Consider the following 17113-nt stretch of genomic DNA (forward strand, 5'->3'; position numbering starts at 1 on the left):
GAGTGGAACGGCTGCGTGGCCGGAAGGTCCGGCCCCGCGTTCAGCGCTTGCGCTTGCCCGGGGCGCCTCGCCCCTGCTTCTGGCTCGCGCCCTTCGAGCCGCCGGCCTTCGTAGGCGCGGACTTCTTCGAGGGCTTCGCCTTCGCGCCAGAGGCCGCCTTGCGGACCTTCTTGGACGCGCCCGCGCGGCCCGGAGCCGCCTCCGTGGAGAGCTGACCCCGCTGCGCGGCCAGCGCGCGGATCCGGTCGAAGCCCGGGTGCGGTGAAGCGGCTGGGGCGCTGTCGTCGGATTCGATAGCGGGCGGAGTGAAGGCCTCGCGAGGCACCTGAGCCTCGGAGGAGGTACCGGCCTCGTCGCCTTCCTCGACCGCGGGGAGCGAGGGACGGATGACCTTGCGCTTGCCCTTGGCCGGAGTGGCGGGCTCCGCCTTCGGCGCGGGGGCCTCTTCCGTGCGGGACCGCAGGTAGCGGGACGTGGCGCGAGCGGGCGCGGCCTCTTCGCGGCGCCCTTCCCGGCTGAAACGTCCTCGCGGACGCGACGCGGCCGGCGCTTCTCCCAGGACTTCATCGCCATAGCCGGAGACCGTCGCGGCCTCCACCGTGGCGGCGTCCTCGGGAGTGGGCGGCGCCCACGCCTTCTTCACTCCGAACGGCGTCTCCTCCGACTCGCCGAGCGACCGCCACTGCTCCACGTCCGCGGCCTGGTCCGCCCCGGCGGGCTTGCGCGACGGCGTGCGGCCCGTCTTCGCGGCCTCGCGCTCGCCGCGTCCGGGCCTGCCGCCCTTGTGACGGCCCGGCGCTTCGTTCACGTATTCGCGCCGGCGCGGCGCGGGACTCGCTCCGGGGGGCCGCTGGAGCGGGGCCTCGTCCGCGAACTGGAGCGCCTCGAAGTCGATCTTCCGCGACGTCGTGTTCGCGGACAGCAGCCGCACGCGCAGCTTCTGCCCCACGCGCACGCGCCGGCCATTTGAATACACGAGCGAGTGCGTGCGCTTGTCCAGCTTGGAGCCCGGCCCCAGCGACTCCGCCTTCACCAGGCCCTCGACGTGGACCTCGTCCAGCTCCACGAAGAAGCCGAACTCGGCGATGCCCGCCACGGTCGCGTCGAACTCCTCGCCCACGCGGTCCTTCATCATCAGGGCCGCGTAGAACGCCACCACCTCGCGCTCCACCGTCATGGCCGCGCGCTCGCGCTCCGAGCACTGCTGCGCCATGCCCTCCAGCCGCTCCTCCTCGCGGTCCAGCTGCGCTTCCGAGGGCTTCTTGCCCTTGCGCGCCCACACCGCCTTCAGGACGCGGTGCACCAGCAGGTCGGGATAGCGCCGGATGGGCGACGTGAAGTGAAGGTAGTTCTCCGCCGCCAGGCCGTAGTGGCCCACGCGCGTCGCCGTGTACACGGCCTGCATCATGGAGCGCAGGAGCAGCTGGTTCAGCGCCCGCTGCTCCGGGTGCCCCTGCAGCTGCGTGATGAACGCGTCCAGCTCCTTGGACGAAACGCCGTCCTCCACGTCGAGCTGGAAGCCGTACGCCTCCGCCAGCACCGCGAACGCCGCCAGCTTCTGCGGATCCGGCTCGCCGTGGAACCGGTACACCGTGGGCAGGCCCTCGTCCTGGAAGTACGTGGCCACCGCCTCGTTGGCGGCCAGCATGCACTCCTCGATGAGCCGGTGGCTGTCCTTGCGCTCGCGCTTCTCCATGCGCTGCGGCAGGCCATCCTCGCCCAGCAGCACCTTGTGCTCCGGCACGTCGAAGTCGATGGCGCCTCGCGCCTTGCGCATGCCCATCAGCGCGCGCGCCAGCGCCATCAACTGCTCGAACTGGGGCTTGAGGAAGTTGCGGTGCGGCACGTCCTTGCCGTCCAGGACGTCCTGCACCTCGTTGTACGTGCAGCGCGCCATGCTGCGCATCACCGCCGGGTACAGCTCGTGCGTACGCCGCTGGCCTTGGCGGTCGAACGTCATGTCCGCCACCATGCACAGCCGGTCTTCGTCCGGGCGCAGCGAGCAGATGCCGTTGGACAGCCGCTCCGGCAACATCGGCAGCACGCGGTCCGGCAGGTACACGGACGTCGCGCGGTTGAGCGCCTCCGCGTCCAGCGCGCTGCGCTCCTTCACGTAGTGCGACACGTCCGCGATGGCCACCACCAGCCGCCAGCCTCCGGCCTGGGGCTCCGCGTACACGGCGTCGTCGAAGTCGCGCGCGTCCTCGCCGTCGATGGTGATGAGCGGCATCGAGCGCAGGTCGCGGCGGTTGCCCTCCGTGGCCTCCGCTTCGGTGACCTTCACCGCGAACGCGTCCGCCTCGTCCATCACCTCCGGCGGGAACTCGTCGGAGAAGCCATGCGCGAAGGCGGACCCCAGCACCTCCGCGCTCGGGTCACCCGGCCGTCCCAGCGAACCGGCCACTTCACCGAACAGCCCCTGCCCGGGCTCCAGCAGGTCCGCGCCCACGCCCAACCGGACCTTCACCAGGTCGCCGTCGCGCGCCATCTGCGTCGGCGGCACGCGGATGGGACCCGGCAGGCTCGTGTCCGTGGTCATCACCAGCGAGTGCCGGCCCTGCGCCACGTACGTGCCCACGGCCAGCTCACGCCGCCGGTTGATGACGCGCACCAGCCGGCCCTCGAAGCGGCCCGGCCGTCCCGCCACCTCCACGATGACGCGGTCGTTGTCGAGCGCCCGCTGCGCCTCGCCGGGCGGCAGGAAGATGTTCTCGCCCTCGCCCGACACCGGGTGCACGAAGCCGAAGCCGTCCCGGTGCATGTGGAGGATGCCCTCCACCGCGGGCTGCCCGGAGTCCTCGAAGCGGTCGTCCCGGAAGCCACGCTGCAGCGAGCGCCGGACGTCGCCGCCGCCACGGAAGCCCGGACGGTCGTCGCGGAAGCCGCCGCGGCGCTCCTCGCGTCCGCTGCCCGGGGCGGGGCCCCGCTTCTTGAAGGGGGGCGTGGAGGCGTCCCGGCGCGATTCGGAGCTGGCCTCGGGCGCGCGGGGCACGCGAGGGCCTTCCAGGCGGAAGCGCTTGCCGTCCTTGACGATGGTGCCCGCGCGCACCAGTTCACGCAGGGCGCGCTTGAGCTCGGTCTGCTGGCCGGGATTCATCCCCGCGACGCGAAGGAGCTCCTTCACGCCCAGGGGGTGATCGGCTTCAGCGAGCAGCTGTCGGATGTGATCTTGGGAGAGGCTCACGGTGGGGATGCGGCAAGGCCGCTGAGGGAACGGGTAAGCCCGAAGGGTGCGGGCGGGAACCCCCCGGCTCCCATTCGCCCTCCCTGGCAGACCTTGCGGTCCAGGGAGGGCCCGTGCGCCCAGGCCGTCAGGGCTTGACGGTGACGCTGATCTTGAAGGAGCGCTCCACCACACCCGGCGTGAACGCCTTGGCGAGGAAGAACTCCACTTCGAAGTTGCCGGGGTTGCGCGGCGTGAAGAAGAACTCGCGGGTGGCGGGGCCGCCGGCGGCGCCCTGCTCGAAGTTGGCCTCGCGCAGACCCACGCGCTTGGCCAGCGTCGGCTCGATGGCCCAGGTGGCGCCGGGCTGCTCCTGCAGGCGCACCGTGAGGCCGTGGTTGAGCTTCACGTCCACGGACGTGGGCACCTCGCCCTCGATGTGCACCAGCTCCATCTCGTCGCGAGACACCGAGCGCGCCTCGGACGGACGCGGCTCCACCGTCTCCGCGGTGATGCGGCCACCCCAGCCGGACGTCTTGTCCACCACGCCCGTCACCTGGAGCGTCTGCCCCACGTGCTTGCGCAGGCTCTTCACCGCCGCCTTGCCCTCGATGGCGAAGGACACCTGCTGGCGCGTGCCGCCGTTGGACACGACGAGCACGAAGTCCTCGCCCATCATCTCCAGGTTGCCCCGGATGCTGGCGAAGCCCTTGATGCCGGCGCCCATGCCCGCGGCGACGGCCATGGAGACCTCGCCGGGCGACAGGTAGCGCAGCTTCGGCTCTGAATCCGACGGAGCCGGCGCGACCTCTTCCACCTCGGGCTTCTTGGCGGAGTACTTGCGTACCTCCACCACGCCGCTGTGGTTGGTCGTCTTCTTGATGAGGCCGCTCACGGAGACCTTGTGGTCCACGTAGGCCGGCAGCACTTCCTGATCCGGTCCCTGCAACAGGAACGTCAGCTCGCGCTTGTCGCGGCCCACGACGACCAGGTGGGGCATCTCGCCGCTCAGGACGAGCCGGCCCTTGAGGCTGCCCTCGCCCGTCACGCCGCGGCCCTCGCCGGCGGTAAGCAGCTGCTCCATCTCACGCTTCGTGAGCGGCTCGCCCACGGGCGGAAGCTTCGTCGCGCGCGGACGCGGCTTCTCCACGGGAGGACCGGCGGGGACGACCGACGGGGTCTTGCCCCCCGCCTTCCCGGCACCCTTCTTCCCGGCAGGGGCCGCGGGCGCGGTCTTCGCGGCGGGCGCGGCCTTGCCGGCCTTCGCGGGAGGCGCCGGAGGAGCGACCTTGGCCGCCGCCTTCTTGGCGGCCGCGGGGGCCTTCTCCACCTTCTCCGCCACCGCCTTCTTCGCCGCCGCGACCTTTCCCTTCGCCCCTTCAGCCACCGCCTTGACGACCTTCGTCGCGGCCGTCGCCACCTTCTTCGAGGCGTTCCTGATCAGATCCAGGCGGGCCGCGTTGTCCTTCTTCGCGGCAGGCTTCGCACCGGCTTTTGCAGCGGGAGTCGGCTTCTTCGCCCCGGACTTGGGCTTGGCCATCGACGCTGTCTCCTTGGAAATTTCCCGTGTGCTATCAACGGGTTGGCGGGACGCCCCTGCTGTTGGACGCGAGCCTCGCGATCACGATTGCTTGTAACGATGATCAGCTGGGCTGTCAAACTAACACTTGATTTTCCCACGGACTTTGGGTGGGAAAACAGCATGAGTGACACCCCCGAATTGCTGCCGGTGGAGGAGGCCCGAGCGCGGATCCTCGGGCTGTGCACGCCGCTGGCCACCGAGTGGGTGCCCGGGGATGACGCCCTGGGCCGCGCGCTGGCCGAGGACGTCCCCGCCCGCCGCACCCTGCCCCCCTGGGACAACTCCGCCATGGACGGCTTCGCGGTCCAGGCCCGGGACCTGGCGGGCCCCCTGCCCGTGCGCCTGACGGTGGGCGAGACGGTGTTCGCCGGCAGGCGCCCCACCCGGGAGGTCGTCCCTGGCACGTGCGCTCGAATCATGACCGGGGCCCCCCTGCCCCCCGGCGCGGACGCGGTGGTGATGCGCGAGCGCACCCGCCCCGTTCCGGGCGAACCGGACGCCGTGGAGATCCTGGAGGCCGTGGGGCCGGGGAACTTCGTCCGCCCCCGGGGCGAGGACGCGAAGGAAGGCGACGTCTTGCTGCGGCGCGGCACGCCCCTGGGCATCCCGGAGCTGGGGCTCCTGTGGGCGCAGGGCCAGGGCACGGTGCCGGTGCCCCGCCGGCCGCGCGTGGCGGTGCTGTCCACCGGCGACGAGCTGTGCCGCGTGGACGAGCCCCCCGGGGACGGCATCGTGGACATCAACGCCCCCGCCCTGGCCCTGGCGGTGCGGCGCGCGGGCGGCGTGCCCACGCTCCTGGGCATCGCCCGGGACACGCGCCAGGCCGTCCAGGAGGCCCTGGCGCGCGCCGAGGGCTTCGACGTGGTGCTGACCAGCGCCGGCGTCTCCGTGGGCGACCACGACTTCGTGAAGGACGCCCTGGGGGCCCTGGGCGTGGAGCAGCGCTTCTGGCGCGTGGCCATCAAGCCCGGCAAGCCGCTGGTGGTGGGCCAGCGCGGCTCCACCCTGTTCATGGGCCTGCCCGGCAACCCCACGTCCTCCCTGGTGACCTTCGAGCTCTTCGTGCGCCCCGCCCTGCGCCGGCTCCTGGGACACTCGGACGTGGAGCCACCCCGCGTCGCCGGCCGCCTGGAGGGACGGCTCTCCAAGGCCCCGGGGCTTGCTCACTTTGTGCGTGTCACGGCCACCTGGCGGGCGGGCGAGCTGTGGGCAAAACCCCTGGGGACTCAGACGTCGGGTGCCCTGCGTTCAGCTGCGGCAGCCACACATTTGCTTCACATCCCCCGAGAAACCAACAGCCTGGCTGATGGCTCCCATGTGGAGCTGCTCCCCCTCTCGTGGGTCGCTTGAGCAACGCAGTCCACGTCCGCCGCATCCAAACAGGCGGGTTTCACCACACCCATCGGGGTGTCACCTTGACTTGCATCCAGGGGGGCGAGAAGTAACGGCCCCCCTCTGGGAGACGACCTACCATGTCCGACACGCGCTCACCCCAGGTCCTGCCGACCCGAAAGCCGACCCAGCACCTGGAGCGGTACTCGGAGGCGGACGTGCCCACGGCCCGCGGGGTGCTGAAGACCATCGTCTTCCGCGACAAGAGGAACGGCCGCGAGCACGTGGCGCTGGTGGTGGGCGAGCCCAAGGGGCTGGAGGGGGTGCCGGTGCGCATCCACTCCGAGTGCCTCACGAGCGAGGTCTTCGGCAGCCTCAAGTGCGACTGCCGCGAGCAGCTGGACCGGGCGCTGGACTTCGTGACCCAGAACGGACTGGGCGTGGTGCTCTACCTGCGCCAGGAGGGCCGGGGTATCGGCCTGGGCAACAAGATCAAGGCCTACGCCCTGCAGTCCAAGGGCCTGGACACCTACGAGGCCAATCGCCAGCTGGGCTTCGCGGATGACTTGCGCTCGTACGACATCGCTGCGGAAATGCTGCGGTCGTTGGATGTGCGGTCGGTGGACCTGATCACCAACAATCCGCTGAAGATCGCCGGGCTGGTGGAGGAAGGCGTTGCGGTTCGGCGCCGAATCCCTTCCCGGACCGAGCACAATCCGCATAACGTCGACTATTTGAAGACGAAGCGCGAGCGTACGGGGCACCTGATTGAGCTCTTCGCGGAGGACGACGACACGGAAGCCAAGGCCGGCTGAGCGCCCGGCCCGGCGGAGCACCGCGCGCTTCGAGGTGCGCTTCTGGGGGGTGCGCGGTTCCATCCCCGCGCCAGGTCCGGCGACGAAGCGCTACGGCGGCAACACGCCGTGCGTGGAGGTCCGCTGTGGAGATGAGCTGCTCATCTTCGACCTGGGCTCTGGAGCGCGCGGGCTGGGAGATGCGCTGGTGGCGACGCGAAAGCCCGTCAAGGCGTCCATCTTCATCTCGCACTACCACTACGACCACCTGCAGGGCCTGCCGTTCTTCTCGCCGATGTTCTCTCCGGCGAACGACGTGACGCTGTACGGGTCACCTCGGGACGGCAAGTCGCTCAAGCAGATATTGGCCGGGCAGATGGTGCACCCCTACTTCCCGGTGACGGCGGAGGAGGTGTTCCGCACGCGCCTGGCGTACCGGGACGTGGTGGTGGGCGAGGACATCCCGGTGGGCAAGGCCACGGTGCGCACGCTGGAGCTGAACCACCCCGGCGGCAACGTGGGCTACCGGGTGGACTTCGGCGGGCGCTCGCTGGTGTACGCGACGGACGTGGAGCACGGCACGGCGCTGGACGCGAAGCTGTTCGACTTCGCGCGGGGCGCGGACGCGCTGATCTACGACTCCATGTACACGGAGGACGAGTACCGGGTCCGCACGGGCTGGGGCCACTCCACCTGGGAAGCGGCGGTGCGCGCGGCGGACGCCAGCGGGGTGAAGCAGCTGGTGCTCTTCCACCACGACCCGGGCCGCGACGACGCGAGCATGGACAAGCTGCTGCGCGAGGTGCGCAAGCACCGCAAGGACGCCATCGCCGCGAAAGAGGCGATGGTCATCAAGCTGTAGAGGCTGTCACGGCCCGGGCGTCTTGAGCGCCCGGGTCACCGTCTCGCGCAGGCCCCGGAAGGGCAGCCGCGCGAGCGCCGTGGGCACGTCCACCCACTCGAAGGCGTCGTGCTCCGGGCCCAGGCGCACCTGCGTGTCCGGCGAGGCGTGCACCGCGAAGCCGTGCTCCTCCACCAGCTTCGGCGGCAGCACTTCCCCCAGCGCGAACGCGTGGCGGTAGGCCAGGTCCACCACGGGGAGCCGGAGGCCCGTCTCCTCCGCCACCTCGCGGCGGGCGGCCTCCACGGGGGACTCGCCCGGCTCCAGGCGCCCCGTCACCGTCTGCCAGAAGCCACCGCGCTCCGGCGTCCGGCGCAGGAGCAGCACGCGAGCCTCGGGCCCCCGGCCGTGCATCACGGCGACGCTCACCGTGCGCAGGTCCACCGTGCCGTCCACGCGTTGGGCATCGAAGACCTGGGTGAACTCGCGCGCGAGCACCTCCTCCACGTCCGGGACGGACACGGGGTGGCCCAGCTCGCGCTGCATGGACGTGACGCCCGCTTCGCGGATGCCGCACGGGACGATGAGCTGGAAGTGCTCCAGGTTCGTGTTCACGTTGAGCGCGAAGCCGTGCGTGGTGAGCCAGCGCGACAGGTGCACGCCAATGGCGCCAATCTTCCGCGCGTCCGGCGAGCCCTCCTGGCCCAGCCACACGCCCGGCCACTTGGGGATGGCGCCGGCGGTGAGACCGAAGGTCGCGAGCGTCTGGATGAGGCCGCGCTCCACGTCGCGCACGTAGCGGCGCACGTCGCGGCGCTCCGGCGGCAACAGGAGGATGGGGTAGCCCACCACCTGTCCGGGGCCGTGGTAGGTGACGTCGCCGCCGCGGTTGGTGTCGAACACCTCCACGCCCTCTTCCGCGAGGCGCGCGTCCGTGGCGGTGATGTTCTCGCGCTTCGCGGCGCGGCCCAGCGTGAGGACGGGCGGGTGCTCCAGCAGCAGCAGCGAGTCCCCGATGCGCTCCTGAAGGCGGGCCTCGCCGAACAGGTGCATCAGCTTCAGTCCGTCCTCGTACTCCACCCGGCCCAGGCGGAAGACGGTGAGCGTGTTCATGGTGATCCCTTTCGCCCCCCTCGTGGGTTGTGGGATGGCGCGGCGGGCGTCTGGGCCGCTTCCAGGCTCCAGCTGCCCGCGTAGACACGCGACAGGAGCGCCTGGAGCTCATGCCCCGCGCGTGGGGAGCGGACCGCTTCGGCGGCGAACGCTCCCAGGACTTCGTCCGTCAGGGTGACCGCCGGCTGGCGCAGGGCCAGGGTGCGGCGGGCCACTTCGACCAACTCCGGCACTGTCGGGCGGCGCACCGGGAGGAGCACCTGCACGCGCTCCAGGAGCGACACCGGCACGGTGCCCTGCACGGCTTCAATCATGCCCGCGGTGGTGGGGACGGGCAGGCTGCCGCCCTCCCCTCGCACCCACAGGCCCAGCGATGACACGGCGCCACGAGCACTCATCACCACCGCGCGCGCCGGGCGGTTCGCGAGGAACGCCGTCAACGCGGCCTGGGCCCGGGGCTCCAGGCGGTCCACGTCCTCCACGAGGAGCGGCTCCGTGCCCGGGGTGGACTCCAGTACGTCCACGGACGCGAGCACGCCCTGGCCGCGCCGCTGGAGCGTCTGGAAGAAGAGGCTCTTGCCGCAGCCCTCCGGGCCCACGAGCAGCAGGCAGCGCGCGCCCGCCTGGACCGTGCGCTCCAGCAGGGTCTTCACCTCGTCGTGGCCCACCATCTCCACGGCCCCGGCGCGCGGCTCCTCCACCACCGGCTTGCGCACGGGAGACGGTGCGGCGACGTCGCCCAGCAGGCCCTGGGATTCGCCCAGGCAGCCCTTGCAGATGAACGCGCCCGCCGGGCCCGCCACCAGGTCGCCGACCTCGCCTCGGGGCCGGCAGCAGAACGAGCACCATGCGTCCAGGGCCGGGTCCGCGCGGGTCGGGCCCCGCTCGATGATGCGCTTCTCGCGCCGACGGCTCCGCGCGGGTTCGGCGTGCACGGGCGAGGTGTCCTCGTCTGGCGGCCGCAGGAGTCCTCCGGGAACGACGGAGTCCTCGGCGCCCGAGGCGCGCAGCAGGCCCGTCGCGGGGTCGAGCTCGTCCTCTTCCGGAGGCAGGAGCATTCCGCCCGGGACGACGACGTCGTCGTCAGGGGCATTGCGCTGGCCGCTCGGACTGACGGCCTGCGTCCGACCGGACAGGGGCCGCGACTCAGCCGAGGCGGCTCCCTCCGCTGACGGCCGAGAAGCATCGCGATTCGCAACCGAACGCGGCTCCCCGCTAGATGCGATGGCTTCCACGTCTTCGAGCGAAGCTCGCGGGCCACCGGCATCGATACCGGCGGAACCCTCGGGGACGGTGGCCGTGCCCGTGGCTCGGGTGGCGGCGGCAGTCCCCTCATGCGGGGTGAGGGCCTCGGCCGGGGACGGCGCACCGATGGCGGCGATCCTTCCAGCGAGCCGGGGCAGGCCGGGTTCGGTGGGCGGCTCCGAGCCGCTGTCCACGGTGGAGTCGTCCAGCGTGTGCGCCACGGCGTCCGCCTTGTCGTTGAACGCGTCGGAGACGGCGTCGCCCCAGCTCACCGCGCGGAAGGCCACCGCGTCCTTGTTGCCCGTCATCGCCGCGGTGAAGGCCGGGCTGACGTCCGGGGCGCGGGCCTTCATCTGGCGCGCCTGCCGCAACAACTGCGAGGCGCGCGAGGTGTGCCCGGACTTCTGGTACAGCGCGGCGGCCTGCTCCAGGCACTGCGCCGCTCGCGCGCGGTCCCCCTGGAGCTCGGCGGTCTGCGCGGCGCGGATCAACTCACGGGGATTGTCGGCCATCGCGGATGCCCGCCTTCAACGTTGCTGTTCCGGAGGTCCCCCGCTTCCCGGCCGCCCCCCGGAGCAGGAGCGGTCGGGAGTACCCCACGACGCGTGTCCTCACGCCATCGCGAGGAACAGCAGGTCCGGCGCTTCCAGGTACTTGATGATCTCGTACACGAAGCTCGCGGCGACATCGCCGTCGATGACGCGGTGGTCGCAGGACAGCGACAGGTTCATCATGTCCCGGACCACGACCTGGTCGTTCTTCACCGCCGGGCGCTTCTTCAGCTTGTGAACGCCCAGGATGCCCACCTCCGGGTGGTTCAGGATGGGCGTGGCGAACAGGCCGCCGCTCTGCCCCAGCGACGTAATGGTGAAGGTGCCGCCCGTCAGCTCCTCCATCTTCAGCTTGCGGTCGCGCGCCGCGACGCTCAGGCGGGTGATCTCCTTCGCCAGCTCGCCCAGCGTGAGCTGGTCCGCGTTGCGAACCACCGCCACCGTGAGGCCGTCCGGCGTGGCCACCGCGATGCCGATGTTGTACTCGCCGCGCACCACCAGCTCCTGCGTCGCCTCGTCGAAGTTCGCGTTGAGGTGCGGGAACTTCTTCATCGCGGCGATGGTCGCCTTCACGATGAACGGCAGGTAGGTCAGCTTCGTGCCGTCACCGGCCGCCGCCAGCTGGCTGTTGAGCCGCGTACGCAGCGCGACCAGGTCCGTGGCGTCCACCTCCTCCACGAACGCGAAGTGCGGCATCGTGAACTTCGAGCGCACCATCTTCTCGGCGATCTTCTTGCGCAGGCCACGCAGCGCGACGCGCTCGTCGCCCTTGCCCGCGGACAGCGGCGCCGCCGGACGCGTGGCCTGGGGCGCGGGAGCCGCGACTTCGTTCTTCTTCGGCGCGCCGGTGCCACCCTCCAGCGCCGCCACCACGTCCGCCTTCGTCACGCGGCCCTGCGGGCCAGAGCCGGAGATCTCCGCCAGGTCCAGGCCGTGCTCGCGCGCCATGCGGCGCGTGACGGGCGTGGCCAGCACCTTCGTGGCGGAAGCCGGAGCCGCGGGCGCCGCCGCCTGAGCGGGGCTCGAAGCCGGAGCCGAGGGAGCGCCGTGGGACGGAGCCTGCGCCGCGGGGGCGCCGCCCTCCATCTCCAGCGTCACCAGCAGCTGGTGCACCTTCGCCATGTCGCCCTCACGGCCGTGCGTCTTCACGACGCGGCCGGCGTGGGGGGTGGGCACGGTGACGGTGGCCTTGTCCGTCATCACCTCGGCGAGCACCTGGTCTTCCTTCACCAGGTCGCCCTCCTTGACGTGCCACTTCACGAGCTCGCCCTCCGTCACGCCTTCGCCGAGATCCGGGAGCTTGAATTCGAAAGTCGCCATGAGCGGGAGTGTCTCTCTGGGGTAGGGGAAGGGGTGCGTCCGGTCAGCCGAGTCGCTCGACGCGCTCGCGCTCCATCAGGCCCTTCATGAAGAATTCGGCGGCGCGGTAGCTGGAGCGAACCAGCGGCCCGGACGCCACGTAGAGGAATCCGAAGGACTCCGCCAGCGCCTTGTAGGCTTCGAACTGCGGGGGCGTCACGAAGCGCTCCACGCGCAGGTGGTACTGCGACGGCTGCAGGTACTGGCCCAGCGTGAGCACGTCCACGCCCACATCGCGCAGGTCCTTGAACGTGCGCTCCAGTTCCTCGTCCGTCTCGCCCAGGCCCACCATGACGGACGTCTTGGTGTAGACCTTCTCCGGGCGGTTCTTGAGGTACTCCAGCACGCGCAGGGACTGGCGGTACGTCGCGCGGCGGTCGCGCACCGTGGGCGTCAGCCGCTCCACCGTCTCCACGTTGTGCGCCACCACGTGCGGCTTCGCCTGCGCCACCGTGGCCAGGTCCTCTTCCTTCCCCTTGAAGTCGGGGATGAGCACCTCCACGAGCGTGCGCGGGCTCTCCTTGCGCAGCTCCCGGATGGCGGACGCGAAGTGGCCGGCGCCTCCGTCCGGGCGGTCGTCGCGGTTCACCGACGTGACGACGATGTACTCCAGGTTCATCTCCCGCACCGCCTGCGCCAGATGGATGGGCTCCATCGGGTCCAGCGGCGGGGGCGCCCCCACCTTCACGTGGCAGAAGCGGCAGGCGCGCGTGCACACCTCGCCCATCAGCATCACCGTGGCGGTGCCACCGCCCCAGCACTCGGCGATGTTCGGGCAGCGGGCTTCCTCGCACACCGTGGAAAGCCCCACCCGCTTCACGATGGCCTTCACCCGCTCATAGCCCTCGCCATGCGGCAGGCGCACCTTCAACCACTCGGGTTTACGGGTGCTTTCAGAGACCTGTGGGAGGGGAAACCTGTCGGGAGTCGCCATGGGTCGCGGGCCTTCTAGAGGGTGGGTGAAAGCAGGGTCAAGCGTGAAGCCCTAACGCCTCGCGTTAGCGCGGGCCAACCCCGAGGACAACTTCCGGGAGGTGTAACGCGGTGGACAGGGCGCGGCCATGCGCGGCGGGCAGCCCCATCCTCCAGCGGGACCCGAGCGGCGGGAGCGCCTCCTCGGCCGCCTGCCGGGCGGGGTGTGAGCACGACCTCGTGACTCAAGACAGCGGCGCCCGGCCCTCGAAGTGAGGACCGGACGCCGCCGGGGCCACGTGGCCGGGGGGACTACTGACCGAGGACCTGCACCTCGATGCGGCGGTTCTGCACGCGGCCCGCGGGGGTGTCGTTGGGGGCGATGGGACTGGCGTCACCCTCGCCGCTGACCTCGATGCGGTCCTGCGGGATGCCTCGGCGCACGAGCGCCCGGCTCACGCTCTCCGCACGGCTCTGCGACAGCTGACGGTTGGCGTCCGCGTCGCCGGTGGCGTCCGTGAAGCCATTGATGCGCACGCGCGAGTCAGGCTTCTCCTGCATCACGTCACCCAGCTCGCCCACCATCTTCTGGCTCTTGGCGGTGAGCTGCGACGAACCCGTCTTGAACTCCACGCCCTCCAGCACGAAGCCCTGCTCCGCGCTCGGGCCGTTGAAGGCCTCACGCAGGCTGTTGGGGTCGCTCGCGCGCATCTTCTCCTGGCCCGAACCGCCGGTGCCCGCTTCCTCCTTCTTCTGGGTGTCCGCCGCGCCCGCGGTCTGCTTCTCCACGTCGCCGGAGCCGCCCGTGCCCTCATGGGTCTGCGTGCCGGCACCACCCGTGGCGGGCGGGGTCGGCTGCGCGGTATGCGGCGGCTCCGCGGGAGGCGTCGCGGGCTGCTGCGGCTGCGTGGGCCGCACGGGCTCGGGGGCCTGCGCGACGCGCTCCTGTGCGGGAGGCGGTGTGGTGCGGCTCACCTGCGGGGCCCGGGCGGACTCGTGCCTGCGTCCACGCAAGGCGCCCCACGCGAGCGCGACCAGGGCGAGCAGGGCCAGCGGAACGGCCCAGCCGGCGATGCTCTTCTTCTTCTCCGGCGGACGGTTGTAGGTCGTCCGCGGCGTCGTCTCGCGCACGGTGTGGGCCTCGCGCACGGGCGCCGTCTCACGGACCTGCGTCACGGTCTCGCGGTGGGGTTCGATGACCTCCGCGACGGCGTGGCGCGCACCGCCGAAGCCCAGGATGCCGCCCAGGCCCGCGGGCAGCGCGGCGGCGATGTTGTTGCGCTGGCCGTTGAGCAGCTGCATCAGCCCGGACGAGCCCATGCGCTGATCACGCACCTGTTTGCCCAGGACGCCCATCAGCATGGGGGCGGCCAGGGACAACAGCCGCGTCGCCGAGCCGGCGTTGCGCATCCCGCCGAAGCGCGTGAGCCCGTCGGTGATGCCGCCCAGCTTGTTGCCGAAGATGCCGCTCAGCATCCCCTTCCCGCTCTCCTCCTCGTCGAGGAGTCCCTCGCCGACGCCCCCTGCGCGAGGGGGCGCATCCGGTCCGGTGTAGCCGCCCTCGTTGAGCTTCGTCAGCAGGCGGTGGGCACCGGCCTCGTTTCCGCCCTGGTCCGCGACGCCCGCGGCCACGGCGGCGATGGCGCCCGGCAGCGCCTTGGTGGTGGCCTGGGGATCCTCGCCCAGCGAACCGCTGATCTTCTGGAGCAATCCCTTCTGCATGAACTGTGAGCCGACTGCTTCGATCAGATTGAACGCCATGTGATGCCTCCCGGTTGGGTTCCGCACCGGGATGGCCGGTGCGCGAAGCCACCTCCCCACCGGACCGCGCGGGGCTGAGGGCTCTGGTGCAATCGATACGGAGCACGACGGCTGCTGGTAAGCCCTCCCGGAGAGGCCAGGGGAGAGCCCCCGGAGGGCCGTCACCTTCGCGGACAACTGCGAACGGGAGGCCATTCCGGCCCTCGCGTTCACTTGTCCCGCGGCGTCTCCAGAAGGGCGCGCGGGAAGTAGTGCGCGAGCAACTGCTCCGCGGTCCAGCCCTGCCGTGCGAGCAGGGCCGCGCCGGCCTGACAGAGGCCGACTCCGTGGCCGTGGCCCTGTCCTTCAAGGAGTGCCTGGTCACCGCCAAGCGTCATCGAGAACCGCGCGCTGCGGATCCGATCCCAACCGGCACGTGCTCCGAGCGCGCGGAAGAACGCATCACCGCGGCCCTCGCGTCCCGAAGCGCGGTCCACGATGCGCACCACCGCGCCGCTGGAGTCCCGGTCCAGCAGCAGGTCCTCCGCCTGCGCGGGGCCGCCGACCGCGACCGAAGCGGCGGCCGTCACCATCGCGCGAGGCACGACAGCGCGCCACGGAGACGCGGGACAGCGGTCGGGCACGGCGGCGGCACCGGTGAGGTCGGGGGCACCGAACACCGCCACGGGCTCGGCCGTATGTCCGCCGCAGCTCGCGTGGAATGGAGCGAGGGCCACTGCGCCACCGGGCAGCCGCAGCACGACGCCTTCCGTGGAGCGGGCGGCATCGCGTGCGCGGCGCAGGTGGCGGGCGAAGCCCTCACCGCGAAGGACCTGGCAGTGGGTGAGATCGCAGGCACGGGCCTCGTCGTGCCGCTTGCCGGAAGCGAGCACATAGCTGCGCGCGGTGATGGCCTGGGCACGGAGCGCCTCGAAGGGGGTGTCGATCTCGGTCTCGCTCGCGGTGACGGCGGCGACGTAGGCCTCCAGCGCGAAGGTGGCGACGACGATCAGTTCACCGTCCCTGGCCTCCAGCGAAAGCGCGGCCTCATAGCGCCGGTCCAAGCCACGGCCACGCACATGCCAGCGGCCAGCATCGAGTCGCAGGGCGTGAGGCTGGGGGCGGCCGTCCACGACGAGCGTGTCTCCCGAGGCAACGACCTCCAGCGAGCGCGGACCGTCCAGCCGCAGCCGCGCGGGCCGGTGCTTGGAGAGGATGCGAACGTCGACCTGGGTATCGGCCACGGGCTTGCGCTCGCGGGCGGCAGGTGCGGAGGACGCGCTCGCATCGACCGGTGAGTTGACTACGGGCGACGACCGCGCGGGCCGTGAAGTGGGGCCGACTTGCGTATCGCCCGCGGGCTTGCGCGCACGGGCAGCAGGCGCGGAGGACGCGCTCGCATCGGCCGGCGAGCTGGCTGCTGGCGACGACCGCGCGGACCGTGAAGTGGAGCGGACCTGCGTATCAGCCACCGGGCGCAGCGCGCTTCGCCCAGACGAGGGGGCATCCAACCCGCCCGTACTCTCGACGCCAGGCGCCGTGCCCGCCACCAGCGCGGCGATGAGCACGGCCACGCCCGCTGCGTTCATCGGACCCGGAACCGCGTCACCGCCAGCGGCTCGGAGCCACCGGGCGCCCAGAGTTCCAACCGGCGCTCGCCCGCCACCGCCGGCAGTCGTGTCACGAAGGGCGGGCGCAGCTCGATGCGGCGGCCGTCGTCCGTGCGCAGCTCCAGCAGCTTCGCCCCCTGTGGCGCCATCACCCGCACGGGCACGGCCTGCGCGCTTTCGGGCAGCTCGGGCTCCACCAGGAACTCATCCCCGTTCGCCGGCAGGATGAAGCCGGGCTGCGCTCCCGGCCCTCCCTCGGCGCTCACGGACGTGGAGGCCAGTCCTTCCGCCTGTGCCCACGCGAGATACGCCGGGCCCACGTCCAGCGAGCCGTCGCCACGGTGCATGGTGCACGTGTGGCGCGGCGCCGTGCCCGGCAGGTAGACCTCCTTCATCGCACCAGGACAGTTCGGGCCCGCTCGCTCGCCGGACAGCGGGCAGATCTCCGCGGCCTCGAAGTGGCTCCGGTCCACCAGCGGCGCGGCGCGCAGGCCCCTCATCGCCAGCGCCATCACCCGCGCGAACACCGGGCCCGCGCCCGTGATGCCGGACACCCCTCGCATCGGCGTGCCGTCGAAGTTGCCCACCCAGACCGCCACCGTGCGCTCGCGCGTGAAGCCCGCCGCCCAGTTGTCCACGTGCGCCCGGCTCGTCCCCGTCTTCGCCGCCACCCGGAACGGCAACCGCAACGCATTGTCCAGGCCGAAGGCCGGTGCCCGCGCGGCCTCGTCCGCCAGCACGTCCGTGAGCAACTCCACCGGCCTCGCCGCCAGGAAGCGGTGCTCCTCCAACTCCTGCGGAATCCTCAGCGGCTTGCCATCCGGCCCGAACGCGACGCGCACCTCCCTCAACGGCCCCACCACCCCACCCC

At 71.6% G+C, this 17113-nt stretch carries 11 protein-coding genes and 1 pseudogene; 3 read left to right on the forward strand and 9 right to left on the reverse strand.

From position 1 onward, the window contains the following. Positions 1-40 precede the first annotated feature (40 nt). The gene (rnr, locus tag D7Y11_RS19485) at positions 41-3184 is read right to left on the reverse strand and encodes a ribonuclease R (protein ID WP_126934431.1); all 3144 of its coding nucleotides are present in this window, start codon (positions 3182-3184) and stop codon (positions 41-43) included. Positions 3185-3311: 127 nt separating this feature from the next. Further along, a complete protein-coding gene (locus D7Y11_RS19490) occupies positions 3312-4703 on the reverse strand; it encodes a protease inhibitor I42 family protein (protein WP_126934432.1) in 1392 nt (463 codons plus the stop codon). 162 nt (positions 4704-4865) lie between these two features. Here D7Y11_RS19490 and glp point away from each other — a divergent pair, with 162 nt between their 5' ends. The 3 genes from glp to D7Y11_RS19505 all read left to right on the forward strand — a co-directional run bounded on the left by glp (position 4866) and on the right by D7Y11_RS19505 (position 7733). Further along, positions 4866-6095 carry a gephyrin-like molybdotransferase Glp gene (gene glp / locus D7Y11_RS19495; protein ID WP_126934433.1) on the forward strand — a complete coding sequence of 410 codons (1230 nt, stop codon included), beginning with the start codon at positions 4866-4868 and terminating at the stop codon, positions 6093-6095. Positions 6096-6217: 122 nt separating this feature from the next. Further along, positions 6218-6892 (forward strand): GTP cyclohydrolase II, encoded by a 675-nt coding sequence (ribA, locus tag D7Y11_RS19500; protein WP_121753638.1) that lies wholly within the window; start codon positions 6218-6220, stop codon positions 6890-6892. 34 nt (positions 6893-6926) lie between these two features. Beyond that, positions 6927-7733, forward strand: coding sequence for an MBL fold metallo-hydrolase (locus D7Y11_RS19505; protein WP_120577806.1), 807 nt, complete (start codon positions 6927-6929; stop codon positions 7731-7733). A gap of 6 nt (positions 7734-7739) precedes the next feature. Here the strand turns inward: D7Y11_RS19505 and lipB are convergent, their stop codons facing one another. From lipB to D7Y11_RS19540, 7 genes and pseudogenes are all read right to left on the reverse strand, one after another. Continuing rightward, positions 7740-8825, reverse strand: coding sequence for a lipoyl(octanoyl) transferase LipB (gene lipB, locus D7Y11_RS19510; RefSeq protein WP_126934434.1), 1086 nt, complete (start codon positions 8823-8825; stop codon positions 7740-7742). After that, entirely contained in the window at positions 8822-10582 is a 1761-nt protein-coding gene (locus D7Y11_RS19515; RefSeq protein WP_126934435.1) for a ClpX C4-type zinc finger protein, read from the reverse strand. Before D7Y11_RS19515 ends, lipB begins: the two co-directional genes overlap by 4 nt. Positions 10583-10681: 99 nt before the next feature. Beyond that, entirely contained in the window at positions 10682-11941 is a 1260-nt protein-coding gene (locus D7Y11_RS19520; RefSeq protein WP_120577809.1) for a dihydrolipoamide acetyltransferase family protein, read from the reverse strand. Positions 11942-11984: 43 nt separating this feature from the next. Next, complete coding sequence (gene lipA / locus D7Y11_RS19525) at positions 11985-12914, reverse strand: lipoyl synthase (protein ID WP_120577810.1); 930 nt, start codon at positions 12912-12914, stop codon at positions 11985-11987. Positions 12915-13204: 290 nt separating this feature from the next. Beyond that, entirely contained in the window at positions 13205-14653 is a 1449-nt protein-coding gene (locus D7Y11_RS19530; protein WP_158641962.1) for an OmpA family protein, read from the reverse strand. Positions 14654-14862: 209 nt separating this feature from the next. Then, positions 14863-16221 carry a SpoIID/LytB domain-containing protein gene (locus tag D7Y11_RS19535; RefSeq protein ID WP_126934437.1) on the reverse strand — a complete coding sequence of 453 codons (1359 nt, stop codon included), beginning with the start codon at positions 16219-16221 and terminating at the stop codon, positions 14863-14865. Next, positions 16218-17113 (reverse strand): annotated as a pseudogene (locus tag D7Y11_RS19540) (penicillin-binding protein 1C); the annotation flags it as partial. The gene D7Y11_RS19535 and the pseudogene D7Y11_RS19540, both read right to left, overlap by 4 nt.

This window comes from Corallococcus sp. AB018, assembly GCF_003986945.1.
In the GTDB taxonomy this organism is placed as follows: domain Bacteria; phylum Myxococcota; class Myxococcia; order Myxococcales; family Myxococcaceae; genus Corallococcus; species Corallococcus exiguus.

Bases quoted from the DNA above. Each gene is read 5' to 3' on its own strand.
- D7Y11_RS19515 (WP_126934435.1), bottom strand. From the start codon at position 10,582: ATGGCCGACAATCCCCGTGAGTTGATCCGCGCCGCGCAGACCGCCGAG.
- D7Y11_RS19530 (WP_158641962.1), bottom strand. From the start codon at position 14,653: ATGGCGTTCAATCTGATCGAAGCAGTCGGCTCACAGTTCATGCAGAAG.
- D7Y11_RS19520 (WP_120577809.1), bottom strand. From the start codon at position 11,941: ATGGCGACTTTCGAATTCAAGCTCCCGGATCTCGGCGAAGGCGTGACG.
- glp (WP_126934433.1), top strand. From the start codon at position 4,866: ATGAGTGACACCCCCGAATTGCTGCCGGTGGAGGAGGCCCGAGCGCGG.
- D7Y11_RS19490 (WP_126934432.1), bottom strand. From the start codon at position 4,703: ATGGCCAAGCCCAAGTCCGGGGCGAAGAAGCCGACTCCCGCTGCAAAA.
- lipA (WP_120577810.1), bottom strand. From the start codon at position 12,914: ATGGCGACTCCCGACAGGTTTCCCCTCCCACAGGTCTCTGAAAGCACC.
- lipB (WP_126934434.1), bottom strand. From the start codon at position 8,825: ATGAACACGCTCACCGTCTTCCGCCTGGGCCGGGTGGAGTACGAGGAC.
- D7Y11_RS19535 (WP_126934437.1), bottom strand. From the start codon at position 16,221: ATGAACGCAGCGGGCGTGGCCGTGCTCATCGCCGCGCTGGTGGCGGGC.
- ribA (WP_121753638.1), top strand. From the start codon at position 6,218: ATGTCCGACACGCGCTCACCCCAGGTCCTGCCGACCCGAAAGCCGACC.